Source organism: Paenibacillus sp. FSL F4-0125, from assembly GCF_038008565.1.
Classification (GTDB): Bacteria; Bacillota; Bacilli; order Paenibacillales; family Paenibacillaceae; genus Paenibacillus_AQ.
On record NZ_JBBOZJ010000001.1, the window covers coordinates 2,735,920 to 2,748,426 of the forward strand.

11 protein-coding genes are annotated in these 12,507 nt (G+C 44.5%); 8 read left to right on the top strand and 3 right to left on the bottom strand.

The window, feature by feature from the left end; genetic code table 11:
• The first annotated feature begins 34 nt into the window (after positions 1–34).
• Together NST74_RS11775 and NST74_RS11780 are read left to right on the top strand one after the other, a co-directional pair.
• On the top strand, positions 35–1,999 hold the full coding sequence (locus NST74_RS11775; protein WP_341112201.1) for a glycoside hydrolase family 127 protein: 1,965 nt from the start codon (positions 35–37) through the stop codon (positions 1,997–1,999).
• A 311-nt stretch (positions 2,000–2,310) separates the two neighbouring features.
• A complete protein-coding gene (locus tag NST74_RS11780) occupies positions 2,311–2,619 on the top strand; it encodes a hypothetical protein (RefSeq protein WP_341112204.1) in 309 nt (102 codons plus the stop codon).
• A gap of 87 nt (positions 2,620–2,706) precedes the next feature.
• Here the strand turns inward: NST74_RS11780 and NST74_RS11785 are convergent, their stop codons facing one another.
• Together NST74_RS11785 and NST74_RS11790 are read right to left on the bottom strand one after the other, a co-directional pair.
• Positions 2,707–5,142: a GH36-type glycosyl hydrolase domain-containing protein gene (locus tag NST74_RS11785; RefSeq protein ID WP_042126742.1), complete on the bottom strand. Its 2,436-nt coding sequence runs from the start codon at positions 5,140–5,142 to the stop codon at positions 2,707–2,709.
• Between the two features lie 181 nt (positions 5,143–5,323).
• Positions 5,324–6,379 carry a LacI family DNA-binding transcriptional regulator gene (locus NST74_RS11790; RefSeq protein WP_341112206.1) on the bottom strand — a complete coding sequence of 352 codons (1,056 nt, stop codon included), beginning with the start codon at positions 6,377–6,379 and terminating at the stop codon, positions 5,324–5,326.
• 232 nt (positions 6,380–6,611) lie between these two features.
• Between NST74_RS11790 and NST74_RS11795 the strand changes: the two genes are divergently transcribed.
• A complete protein-coding gene (locus NST74_RS11795; RefSeq protein WP_341112207.1) occupies positions 6,612–7,631 on the top strand; it encodes an ABC transporter substrate-binding protein in 1,020 nt (339 codons plus the stop codon).
• A gap of 114 nt (positions 7,632–7,745) precedes the next feature.
• Positions 7,746–9,341, top strand: coding sequence for a helix-turn-helix domain-containing protein (locus NST74_RS11800; protein WP_341112208.1), 1,596 nt, complete (start codon positions 7,746–7,748; stop codon positions 9,339–9,341).
• A 1-nt stretch (position 9,342) separates the two neighbouring features.
• Here NST74_RS11800 and NST74_RS11805 read toward each other — a convergent pair whose 3' ends face one another.
• Positions 9,343–9,534: a DUF6199 family natural product biosynthesis protein gene (locus NST74_RS11805; RefSeq protein ID WP_341112209.1), complete on the bottom strand. Its 192-nt coding sequence runs from the start codon at positions 9,532–9,534 to the stop codon at positions 9,343–9,345.
• Between the two features lie 183 nt (positions 9,535–9,717).
• Between NST74_RS11805 and NST74_RS11810 the strand changes: the two genes are divergently transcribed.
• The 4 genes from NST74_RS11810 (at position 9,718) to NST74_RS11825 (ending at position 12,494) form a co-directional block, all read left to right on the top strand.
• A complete protein-coding gene (locus NST74_RS11810; protein WP_341112210.1) occupies positions 9,718–9,888 on the top strand; it encodes a hypothetical protein in 171 nt (56 codons plus the stop codon).
• Positions 9,889–10,082: 194 nt separating this feature from the next.
• The gene (locus tag NST74_RS11815) at positions 10,083–10,979 is read left to right on the top strand and encodes an SDR family oxidoreductase (RefSeq protein ID WP_341112211.1); all 897 of its coding nucleotides are present in this window, start codon (positions 10,083–10,085) and stop codon (positions 10,977–10,979) included.
• A 267-nt stretch (positions 10,980–11,246) separates the two neighbouring features.
• Entirely contained in the window at positions 11,247–11,561 is a 315-nt protein-coding gene (locus NST74_RS11820) for a hypothetical protein (RefSeq protein WP_341112212.1), read from the top strand.
• 120 nt (positions 11,562–11,681) lie between these two features.
• The gene (locus NST74_RS11825) at positions 11,682–12,494 is read left to right on the top strand and encodes a hypothetical protein (RefSeq protein ID WP_341112213.1); all 813 of its coding nucleotides are present in this window, start codon (positions 11,682–11,684) and stop codon (positions 12,492–12,494) included.
• The last annotated feature ends 13 nt before the right edge of the window (positions 12,495–12,507 follow it).

Here is a 12,507-nt window from a genome sequence, read left to right on the forward strand (position 1 = left end):
GCGAGTATGAAATAAGGCTGAGGGGAAGATGAGAATGAACAAAATTATACAAGATCAGCAAGTAGCAAAAGATCAAACGGTTAACATTAAGGATGATTTCTGGGGCGGGTATATTCGGCTGGTTCAGGATGTTGTAATTCCGTATCAATATGAGGCCTTGCACGATAGAGCACCGGGGGCTGAGCCCAGTCATGCCATTGCTAACTTTGAGATTGCTGCGGGCCGAAAGACGGGGGAGTTTTATGGCTGGGTATTTCAAGACAGTGATGTGGCCAAGTGGCTGGAGGCCGTAGGTTATTCTTTAAGCATTAAACGTGATTCCGATCTGGAGCGTCAAGCGGATGAAGTGATTGACCTCGTTGGCGAAGCACAGCAGGAGGATGGATACTTAAATACTTATTTTACGATAAAAGAACCGGGGAAACGCTGGACCAATCTGAACGATTGTCACGAGTTGTACTGCGCGGGACATTTCATTGAGGCCGCTGTTTCTTACTATGAAGCTACCGGAAAAAGAAAACTGCTCGACATCATGTGCCGAATGGTTGATCATATCGATTCTGTGTTTGGCCCAGATGAAGGTAAAATGCGGGGCTATGATGGACATCAGGAGATTGAACTCGCACTCGTTAAGTTGTACCGGCTTACAGGTGAGGAACGATATTTGAAGCTCAGCAGCTTTTTTATTAATGAGCGAGGACAACAACCAAACTTTTTAAAGGAACAATGGGATAATCTGGGGAATATTAATTTTTTCACGGGTCAGAAGGAGAATTTAGATTTAAAATATTACCAGAGCCATCTTCCGGTAAGAGAGCAGGAAGTGGCTGTAGGGCATGCTGTGCGTGCGGTTTATATGTATACTGCTATGGCAGATCTAGCTGCTATTACAGGAGATGCTACACTTCGTGAAGCGTGCGAGAGACTGTGGAATAACATAACTAACAAGCAAATGTATATTACTGGCGGGATCGGTTCTACGCATCGAGGTGAGGCGTTCACCTTCGACTATGATTTGCCTAACGATTCGGTGTACGCAGAGACCTGTGCCTCTATTGGATTGATCTTTTTTGCACAGCGTATGCTGAGAATATCGCCGGATGCACGTTATGGCGATGTTATGGAGCGGGCACTTTATAACAATGTGCTGGGCTCGATGGCACAGGATGGCAAGCACTATTTTTATGTGAATCCACTGGAAGTATGGCCACAGGCATGCAGCTGCAACCCGGATAAACATCATGTGAAGTCTGAGCGTCAAGGTTGGTTTGGCTGTGCCTGCTGTCCTCCGAATGTGGCGCGTCTGCTGACTTCGCTCAATCAATACATTTACACGGTTCATGGGGATACACTCTACACGAATTTGTATATTGGCAGTGAGCTGACAACTAAGCTGGGTGGAGCGGAGGTTACAATTCAGCAAGAGAGTAACTATCCATGGAAGGGTACAGTCTCGATGAAGATTAATCCGGCAGTGGAAGCGGAGTTTGGCATTGCATTGCGGATTCCGTCGTGGAGTCAAGGGATGGAGATCAGAGTCAATGGTGAAGCCTTGAATACAGCTGAGAACATTGAACAGGGGTACCTCGTTATTCGGAGAGAGTGGAGAGCCGGAGATGTCATCGAAATGCATGACCCAATGGAGGCACATCGCGTCTATGCTCATCCAAATTTGCGTGCCGATGCTCAAAAGGTAACGATTCAACGCGGGCCGCTTGTGTATTGTCTTGAAAGTATCGATAATGGTGAGCCTTTAAGCTCTATTTCTTTAAAAGAAGATGGTGAACTTACGGCGGTGTTCAATGAGACTTTGCTTGGCGGCGCGGTTGTTGTCGGGGCAGACGGACTGCGTATTGATCAAGAGGGCTGGAGTGGAGGACTTTACAGCAGAGAGAAAGCACCCCTTCAACCGGTTAAGGTTAAGGCTGTTCCATATTACTTATGGGGGAATCGTGGCAGTGGTGAAATGAAGGTGTGGATTCCTGAAGCCAGTGTTTAAGGTATAGGATAGACATAGACTTCGGGGAAGGGTTACTGTTTAGCAATCGGGGCAGCTGGATTATTCAGCCTGTCCTTTTTTTGATTAAGATGTACGGTGACGCTCGTCGCCCCTATGTCCAGCCATTTTAATCTATTCTTACGCTCGGATTCATACGCCTTAATACTCCCAACACCATTCCATCCACGCTGTTCACCAAATCAGAGGAATCTGTATTTAGATAGCTGGGATTTGCGCTTTATTGTATGCTATATTTGATTGATCGGGACAAGGTAGCTGATTATTTTACAGAAAATATTGGAGGCATCACAATGAGCAAACGTTATCGAATTACAAGAGCTATGCAGAATGATGGAGATTCAGTACAAACCATATCTTTAGAAGAGTGTAAGCAATATTTCGCGTCCAAACCTGATTTCACCTATACATCAGTTTATACAGTAGTAGGCGCCACTACGATGTCGATTGAGGGAGAATTCTTTATGTGGAGCTTTGGCGATGCTACAATCCCGTTTAGGTATTATGAAGGCGATATTTACGTTTCTGGCAGCAATGAAGCTGTGATCCCGAGAATGCTTGAGGTTGCGAGTGATTTAAGAGCAGATATTATGGAAGGGTAAAAAATGACCCCTGAAGGGTTAAGGGGTCATCTAGTGTTATTTATAGATCCGCCCAATCGTTCAAGCGAACGGTTGAGCGGATTTTTTTTAACCCAGTTCTACAACTACTTGGTGTACAGCACCGTCTCCAACAGGAGCGATGATGTTACCTTCTACAGCTACGCCATCCAAAGTAAGACTAGCTACACCTTTAGATACATGGTTCGGGTTCTTGATCTGAATCACATAAGTATCTCCACGGAAGACACGTGTGATTTCAAAGCTGTCCCACTCTGTAGGAATACAAGGATCGATCTTCAGACCATTGAAATCGGCTTGAATACCAAGGATAGATTGTGTAATTGCTACATAGTTCCAAGCAGCAGTGCCAGTCAACCAGGAGTTTTTAGCTTCCCCGTGACGAACGGCATCTTTACCTGCGATCATTTGGGAGTAGACATAAGGCTCTGTGCGGTGAATTTCGCTGATATCCTCCAAATAAGCCGGAGCAATTTTAGCGTAAATTTCAAACGCTCTGTCGCCATGTCCAAGTACCGTTTCAGCGATCATGATCCAAGGGTTGTTGTGGCAGAAAATACCGGCATTTTCTTTGTAGCCCGGAGGGTAAGTAGAAATTTCACCCAAATTCAGATAGTACTTGGAATATGGTGGTTGTTGCAAGACGATACCGTATTTAGTGTCCAAATGTTCTTGAACGGAAGACAGGGCTTTTTCAGCTTGACCATCTTCTACACCGATACCAGCCATAACACAGATTCCTTGTGGCTCGATGAAGATTTTACCTTCTTCGTTTTCTTTGGAACCGATCTTGTCGCCATAGTGGTCATAAGCGCGTAGGAACCAGTCGCCATCGAAGCCGTGAGTCAGTGTGATTTCACGCATGTTGTCAATTTTAGCTTCGGCATCCACAGCTACATCGTCAAGTCCACGCATCCGGCAGATTTCAGCATAGTCCGGTCCAACGAAGACGAACAGACCTGCGATAAATACGGATTCCGCTACGCGACCTTCGATGTTGGCGGTGGTTTGGAAAGATTCACCTGGCTCTGTAGAGAAGCAATTCAGGTTCAAGCAGTCATTCCAGTCCGCACGGCCGATCAGGGGCAAGCCATGAGGTCCGAGATTGTTAGTTACATGCTCGAAAGAGCGTTTCAAGTGCTCGAACAGAGTAGCCGTGTTATCCGGGTTGCTGTCAAAAGGAACCTGCTCATCGAGAATCGAAGTGTCGCCAGTTTCTTTAATGTAAGCAGCCGTTCCTAGGATCAACCAAAGCGGATCATCGTTAAAGCCGGTGCCGACTTCGTTGTTACCTTTTTTGGTGAGCGGTTGGTACTGGTGATACGCACTGCCATCTTCAAATTGTGTAGCCGCGATATCGAGAATACGTTCTTTAGCACGTTCAGGGATTTGGTGCACAAATCCAAGCAAGTCTTGGTTGGAATCACGGAAGCCCATACCACGGCCAATACCGGATTCAAAGTAAGAAGCGGAACGGGACATATTGAAGGTAACCATACATTGATATGGATTCCAGATGTTAACCATGCGATCCAGTTTCTCGTCGCCGCTTTGGATTTGATATTTAGACAGCAGGTTATCCCAGTGAGCAGCAAGTGCGGCAAGTGCAGCATCTACTTGAGCGTCTGTAGCAAATTGTGCGATCATCGCTTCTGCTGGTTTTTTGTTGATTACGTTCAGGGATTCCCATTTATCTTCTTCAGGGTTCTCGATGTAGCCGAGTACAAAGATGAAGCTTTGTTCTTCGCCTGGTTCAAGTGTAATGTTCAGTGCGTGTGATCCGATAGGGGACCAGCCGCTAGCTACGGAGTTAGTAGGTTCACCTGCAACTACAGCTTGCGGGCTTTCCAGACCGTTGTACATGCCTACGAAGGCTTCACGGTCAGTATCGAAACCAGCGATTTCTTTATTTACGGAGTAGAAAGCATAGTGATTTCTGCGCTCACGGTATTCGGTTTTGTGATAGATAACGGAATCCTTCACTTCAACTTCACCGGTGCTGAGATTGCGTTGGAAGTTGGTCATATCATCTTGTGCATTCCAGAGACAGAACTCTGCAAAAGAGAACAGTTTCACGGATTTTTTAGCGGAGCCAGTGTTCTTCACTACAAGACGGTGTACTTCAGCATTATGACCCATAGGTACAAAAGCAAGCTGGTTCACAGAGATACCATTGCGTTCGCCAGTAATGGAAGTGTAGCCAAGACCATGACGGCATTCGTAGAAGTCTAGATCACGTTTTACCGGCATCCAGCCTGGGGTCCAGAAATCACCATCGTCATAAAGATAGTAGTAGCGACCGCCAGTATCCAATGGGATATTGTTATAACGGTAACGGGTCAATCTTCTGAGACGAGCGTCTCTGTAGAAGGTGTATCCACCAGCTGTATTAGAAATAAGTCCGAAAAATTGCTCATTACCAAGGTAGTTAATCCAAGGGTAAGGTGTTTTAGGTGTGTTAATTACATACTCTTTACGAGTGTCGTCAAAGGTACCGAATTTCATGTGAGAAAGTCTCCTTTCGATTGTGAACGCGCGTTTATAAATTTCAGAAAAAATTCCCTCGAGGGAAGGGAGTTTTCGCAATGGTTTTCAAGCAGGATAACTAAAGCAGTAGTTTCGATACCGAATCATAGCAGCTTCACAGAAAAATATGTAGATTTCTTCAGCGAAGGATGATCTTAAGCTACTTCTTCGGTGGTTGACAGGAATCTCTCTCCACTAAACGAGCTGGAAAGCTGATCGTACTAAACGTCGGCTGCTGTGAATCACACAGCTCGATTACCTTCTCCACTGCGGCCTTGGACATTTCATAGATCGGCAAGCGTACAGAGGTCAGCTTAGGCTGAATACGAGATGCTAACTGAATGTCATCAAATCCGGCAATGGAGATATCCTCGGGGATAATAATTCCATACTCAGAGAACGCTTCCATCGCTGATATAGCCATGTCATCGTTGGAGGAGAAGAAGGCTGTTGGCAATGGCTCGCCAGAAGCGAGAAGCTTCTTAACCTCTTCGTAAGCGGTCTCCTTCAGAAAATCACCCTTAAGGATAAATTTCTCATTCATAGGCAGGCCATGCTTCTTCAGCGTATCCTCATAGGCAGTATAACGCTCTCGACCAGAGTACGTATTCATTTGCCCACAGATGATGCCGATCTCTTGATGACCTTGAGAGATCAAATATTCAATCGCTTCTGTGGTGCCCTCGTAATCCTTGGAGTTCACAATAGCCAGATGATTGCGATCTAGGTGCTCCGACATAATCTCAGAAATATCATAATCAATTAATACGAGAGGAGAGTCTAGCCCTACCATTTCTCGGACAATATTAATATCCTTCTGAGTGCCGACAATGATACCGCCGTCAATCCGTTTCTGAAGAAAAGCTTGCTTTACCTTGATAAAATCGTCGGGAGAGTAAACCGTATGAATCAGTACATAACATCCGCGGGCATTCGAGGTGTCGACTACGGCATCAACGAATGGAGCAAAGTAATTGTTCTGATAAATTCGGGTGGTATTCTCCTTCTCGTTCATACTGATGGCGAAGAGTCCGATCGTATCGGTCTTCTTACCGGCTAAAGCCCTTGCAAAGCTGTTCGGTTCGTACTGATGTTGCTCAATCACCCGCAGCACCTTGGCACGGGTCTCTTCAGGGACGTTGGAATAGTTGTTGATCACGCGGGATACCGTGCTTCGGGAAACCCCGGCCAACTTAGCTATATCTTCGCTGCGCATGTTTCCCCTCTTTTCATAAACGCGCGTTTATGAGTTTATTGTAAGCGAAAGCATTATAGAAATCAATCGTAAATAAAAAGAAATTTGAGAAGGCGGGAAGAAACTAGTTAATAGTTTGTATAAGATTTTTACGGAGAAAGTGCATTGAAAGCTATAAAAGTCATGCTACTATTGTGATAATGATTATTGAGAATGATAATCAATGAAAATATAGCATTGGAGTGAAGGGATAATGACAAGATGGGGTCGGAAGTTTTTGTGGGCTGCAGTACTTATTATGGCATTGACCGTGCTGGCGGCGTGCGGAACGAACAATACTGCAAAAGATAACGTTGCTAAAACAGAGAATGCAGGGGAATCAACCTCTGCTAGCAACAGCAAGCCAACAGAAGGAAGTGGAAATGCCCAAGAAGAGGGTGCAACTCGGACGATTACAGGGGAATTTGGGGATGTAGAGATTCCAGTTAGCCCTAAACGGGTGGCCGGGATCTATGTTGAAGACTATTTGAAGGCATTGGGTATTACCCCTGTGGTGCAGTGGTATCATCCAAGCTGGGGCAAACAGGATTATTTAAATCTGGATGTGCCAGAATTTGATATCACCGGAAGCATGGAGGTGTTGCTGGAAAAAGACCCCGATTTGATCATTGCGGACGGAGGCGCTGATGCGGCGAGGTATGAACAGTATTCCAAGGTAGCACCAACCTATCGTCTCCCAGAAGCGGTGCTGCAGGACTCAAGACAAGTGCTTACAGCCATTGCTGATGCGCTCGGGATTCCGGAGAAGGCTGAGGCTGTGCTCACCGAGTATGATCAGAAAGTGGCAGATGGAAAAGCTAAATTGCAGCAGGCTCTGGGCCAGGAGAAGGTGGCTGTGATTCGGCTTAATGTAGCGGATAAGACCTTTGCTTTGTTCGGTGTTAAAAACCGTTTTATCGGTGTGGTTTATTCTCAATTTGGCCTGACACCCGTGCCTATGGCTGCAGAAATGACCGAATATCAATCTATTATTTCCGAAGAGCTTATTCCTCAGCTCGAAGCGGATCATATCATCGTATTCCCTGACAATGGGGGCTGGGATACTGAAGGAAATCAGGAAGCGATCCAAATTCTTGATGGGCCGCTGTGGAAGAGCCTGCCCGCAGTGAAGAACGGGAATGTTTATAGAATAGAACGTTCCCACTGGCAGACGGGTGCCATCACGGCCAATTCGATGAAGCTTGATGACCTGCTGGAAGCTATGGTTAAGTAACCAGAAGCCAACATAAGAAATAGTACTTTGAAGGTCTATCAGCACCCTTGATAGACCTTCTTTTTTGTTTTAAACTGAAATGAATGAAAATGGTTCTCAATTGGGAGTGGGAGAATGGCAAAGGATTTGCAAGACAGCAATAGAAGGAAGCTATTCTATAGCTTGATAAATATAGAAACCCAATCCCTGTCAGGAAGCAGACAGAGTGAGGTGTTTCAGGATCACACCCTAATCATTGTATCGGAGGGACAGGGGTTTGTTGAGGCTGAGATGAGGCAGTTTCCACTGGAAAAAGGTGCGGGGTTCTTATTCGAACCAGGGCTATTAAGCAAAATCCATGCCGAAGAGCGTGGACTTAGCTTTTATCGGCTTACTTTTGAAATCATCGAAACCGGGGAAAACAGACAGAGTGAAATAGAAGGAAGAACTAAAGAGGACATCCTTCGATCTGGTTTGCTAAGCTGTAAACCCTTTTCACAATGTAAATTACTGCTAGAGGCTATCTGTCATAGCCGTAGAAGCGCAGATGAGATCGAATGGTTCGCAGGCCATACGCGCTTTCAGGAGCTGCTACTGCTAATCATGCGTGCAAATTCCTCTGTCGTTCAGATCACAGCTGATCATGAGGCCATACAGCGTTCCATTCACTATATGGAGGAGCATTATAACCAAGCCGTAACCGTTGATCAGTTGGCTGAAGTTGCAGGCATTACACGTGCACGCTACACACAAACTTTTAAAGAAGTGACAGGGCGGATTCCCTTGGAGCATTTAAACGGGCTTCGTATTGAAAGAGCGCAGCAGCAGCTACTGCTAACGAATGACCGTATGCATGATATCGCATTATCCGTCGGATATAGTAATGAGTATTATTTTAATCGGCGTTTTAAAAGATCGGTTGGTGTTACTCCCGGCCAATACAGAAGCTTCCATCAGGAGGGACTGAGGGTGTTTGCTCCTTTTTTGGAAGATTATTTATTGGCTCTTGATATTACTCCTGTGGCGCAATATTCTCACGCCGAGTGGGGGAAACAAGAGTACCTGGCTCTCCATAATGTGCCTGCGGTAGATATTTCGACTCGTAATTGGCAGGAGCTCTCCCAGTATACGCCCGAATTGATCTTGCTGGATAATGGCTTTCATCGTTGGCATCTGGAGGAGTGCAGCCGGATCGCTCCGTTGTTCAAGCTGCCTGTTCATCAAGAGGATTGGCGTGCCACATTGTATTCCGCAGCAGCGGTCTTTGGCAGAACGGAACGTGTCCAGGAAGTGATCGGCAATTATGAATATCAGGCACAGCAAGCCAAGCAGTTACTTACCCGTTCCGTCCATAGTCAGACCATAGCTTGTTTAAGAATCTCAGTCTACGGAATCACTCTCTATGGATGTGAGCATTTGGGGTATACAGGAAGCGTGCTTCATCATGATTTGGGTTTGCAGCCCCATAGCTTGGTTCGGAAGTTGACCCGTGGAAAGAATCGGGTAAACCTGACAAAAGAAGAGCTTGCAAATCTGACTGCGGATCATTTGTTCATTACTTTTGATCGGCTTGAAGGAGGAGGACGGGAACTGCTGGATACACAACTCTGGCGCAGCTTGCCTGCTGTGCGTAACGGCTGCGTATATGAGGTGGATTTCATGGCTTGGATGAATTATGGTGTATTGTCGCATCAGCGCAAGATTGAGGATGTGCTAAAAGCGTTAGGTTAAATTAGAAGCTGGACCATAAGAAGAATAGGACAACAAGTGCCACTATACTGCTGACACGGGTCATTAGCAAATAAGCCTCACTCGGCTCAATATTACCTTTCACCATCCAACCATATCTCATGTACCATCCGAATCGTGGAAAAAAGATGTTAAGCAGTGCTAACAGCACAAAGAGGAACATAAAAAAGCCCATGATTTATCACTCCTTTATGTAATGTATACGCGAGACTGTATGGAGGGTGCCCAGCTCAGTGTGAGTTTCCATATATTTATTTAAACTTAGGCAATATAGACTGATAAAAAATGAAAATTGCTTAAGGAGATGATAAATCGTATGGAGCATACAGGACTTTTTTTCGGAGGGGGAGTAGGTGTTATGTTCTTTTTAATTTGGCTTATATCTATTGGATTGGGGATCTACTTGTTCGTCCTGCTAGTAAAATTGGCACGTAGAGGAATAGTGGCTTTAGATTTATACATCTACGCTAAAAATCGTGAAATACGTACTCGTTATGAGTCGGTTCAAGACAGGTCAGAGGAAATTTAAGGCCATTAAATGATTAATGATACTTAGAGTATGAGATACCCTAGCCACCTTAACAGGTAGTTGGGGTATTTTTTGTGGAAATATTCAGGACTATGCTATCGATGGGGTATGTTTAGCGGTGTACTGTTGTGTTTACATAAAAAAGAGTTCGAAAAATAAAAAACGTATTTCCAAAGAAAAGGAGGAATTGATCGATGTCTAACCAATATACGATGCAAGATCCTACCACTCAGTACACCAAGGCTGGACCTGAATTTCAACAGCAGCAACAAGAGCCGGGGCTCCAGAAGAAGATGAATCCCGTTCCAGATACAGGTGAAGATACCTATCAAGGCACCGGACGTCTGACTGGACGTAAAGCGATAGTTACCGGGGCGGACAGTGGTATAGGTCGTGCTGTTGCGATTGCTTTTGCTCGTGAAGGCGCAGATGTTGTTCTATCCTACATGCCAGAGGAAGAAGCGGATGCAAAGCAGGTTCTCAAGCTGGTGCAGGAAGCAGGACGTACCGCAATCGCCATCCCGGGCGATCTGAAAGATGAGGAATACTGTGAACAGCTCATCGATACTGCGGTTAAGCAGCTAGGTGGGATTGATATATTAGCTAATATCGCGGGCAAACAGCAATTCGTCTCAGACATCGCTGATCTTACTACGAAGCATTTTGACGATACATTTAAGACGAATGTGTATGCCATGTTCTGGCTGTGCAAAGCGGCAGTGAAGCATATGCAGCCGGGTAGCACCATCATCAACACTTCTTCCATTCAAGCCTATAAGCCCTCGCCGATTCTGTTGGACTATGCGACGACCAAGGCTGCAATCAATACATTCAGTAAATCACTCGCTCAGCAAGTTGCCCATAAGGGGATTCGAGTTAATGTAGTGGCGCCAGGTCCCGTGTGGACACCTCTTCAGGTAGTGGGTGGGCAACCAGAGGAAGTGCTGAAAGAGTTCGGTGCGAGCACACCACTTGGTCGTCAAGGACAGCCTGCAGAGATGGCTCCGGCATATGTATTTCTTGCCAGCCAAGAATCGAGCTATGTCAGCGGCGAGACACTGAATGCTAACGGTGGAACTCCAACTCCATAAAATGCTCGCGGAATATTGATATTGTAAATATAAGCGAATCTTACAAGAGTGCCTTGCTAATTTCAACAGTGGGGTGCTTTTGTTTTTGTGCAGAGAAAGGAGTATTATAGAATTTGAGACTTTTTCTCCCATTAAATTCTTGGAATATGATCTACGACTGGTTAAGATTGTCGAATACATAGGTTTCCTGCGATTACCCGAGAAATATTTGAGTTGATACTAGATTAGAGTTTAGTGTAGACCATAGAAAGAACTAGGAGCTGTAATATGCGTAAAAAGAAACTGGCAATACTCATCATTTCCTTTGCTCTAATCATGGCGTGTTTTCCATCAGGTGCAGTCTTTGCGGAGAAAGGAAACGGAGCTGGAATGGATAGCGAAGCCAAGGAGAAGCTGATGGAAAAGTATGACCTTGTAGAGCCTGAACCCGCAAATCCATCATCACATTGGAGTCAAAATGATGTTGGAGTCAGTAACCCTATTGCTATATTTATAAGTATCAGTAGAATGTATCTGAATCCATATGTATTTGTAGCGCAAGAAATGATTGATTATTTGCTCGAAAAAACTAATGGTTTTTAATCGCAAAAGTATTAATACGGTGAAAACACAAAAAAATTATACTTGAAAGTGAACTCTTGTACTTCAGAATAGAAAGTACTAAGAGAATTAAAACATAATCATTTACATATAGGGGGCGCCGTGAAGAAAAACATCGTTATTTTATGCCTTGCATTTGCTTTAAATGGGCTTTTATCTTCTCACTCCCTGGCTTTTGAGAGTTCTTATGAAGGAACAATTAAAATGAAGAAACCATTTAGGGCATGGCAGGGTGTGGGATCTAATGGGAAGACCGTGTATGTCACCTCAGATCGTTCGGAGAAGTTCACCCTTTCGAATACAATTTCTGTATATGATCTTGATGGCAATTATATAAAGGAGTTAAAAAGAGCATACACCGGAACGGACAAGCATTATCGGTTTATGTCATTTGGTGATTGTTATGTTTCTAGTGGTTTTTTATATGCCACTGTTTATAATTTTAATTCAGCACCACCAGAGAATGAGCGAATTAGTAGAATAGTCAAGTATAGCTTGGCGGATTTAAAACAAGTCCATGTATTCGATATCGGTGATGGAACGGCAGAATCGTTAGCGAAATTTAAAGGATTTTTCTGGATAGTATATCATGACAAAAATGAGATTAGAAAATTTGATGCCCATTTCAGACTGCAAAAAAGATACCCACTTTCAGGAATATTTGGAGATGAAGGTGGATATCAAGGCATTTTTTTTGATGGGGATAATCTTTATGCAAATCTACATGGCTCAAATAAATTTGGGGAGAAGTATGCTCAGGGGTTAGATAAGTATCATTTTGATGGTGATTCTTTCAAGTTTATAGAGAGGATTAAACCACCTACCTATGGGAGTGGACAAGGTGTAGAGAAGGTCGGAGATTCGATTTTCTGGGTAGATCGCCCTGGTAATCGAATCATTATTCAAAAATTATAAAAACGTATCAGTG

What these genes read in the sequence shown, in the direction of transcription:
- NST74_RS11775 (WP_341112201.1), top strand. Translation starts at nt 35, where the DNA reads ATGAACAAAATTATACAAGATCAGCAAGTAGCAAAAGATCAAACGGTT.
- NST74_RS11780 (WP_341112204.1), top strand. Translation starts at nt 2,311, where the DNA reads ATGAGCAAACGTTATCGAATTACAAGAGCTATGCAGAATGATGGAGAT.
- NST74_RS11785 (WP_042126742.1), bottom strand. Translation starts at nt 5,142, where the DNA reads ATGAAATTCGGTACCTTTGACGACACTCGTAAAGAGTATGTAATTAAC.
- NST74_RS11790 (WP_341112206.1), bottom strand. Translation starts at nt 6,379, where the DNA reads ATGCGCAGCGAAGATATAGCTAAGTTGGCCGGGGTTTCCCGAAGCACG.
- NST74_RS11795 (WP_341112207.1), top strand. Translation starts at nt 6,612, where the DNA reads ATGACAAGATGGGGTCGGAAGTTTTTGTGGGCTGCAGTACTTATTATG.
- NST74_RS11800 (WP_341112208.1), top strand. Translation starts at nt 7,746, where the DNA reads ATGGCAAAGGATTTGCAAGACAGCAATAGAAGGAAGCTATTCTATAGC.
- NST74_RS11805 (WP_341112209.1), bottom strand. Translation starts at nt 9,534, where the DNA reads ATGGGCTTTTTTATGTTCCTCTTTGTGCTGTTAGCACTGCTTAACATC.
- NST74_RS11810 (WP_341112210.1), top strand. Translation starts at nt 9,718, where the DNA reads ATGTTCTTTTTAATTTGGCTTATATCTATTGGATTGGGGATCTACTTG.
- NST74_RS11815 (WP_341112211.1), top strand. Translation starts at nt 10,083, where the DNA reads ATGTCTAACCAATATACGATGCAAGATCCTACCACTCAGTACACCAAG.
- NST74_RS11820 (WP_341112212.1), top strand. Translation starts at nt 11,247, where the DNA reads ATGCGTAAAAAGAAACTGGCAATACTCATCATTTCCTTTGCTCTAATC.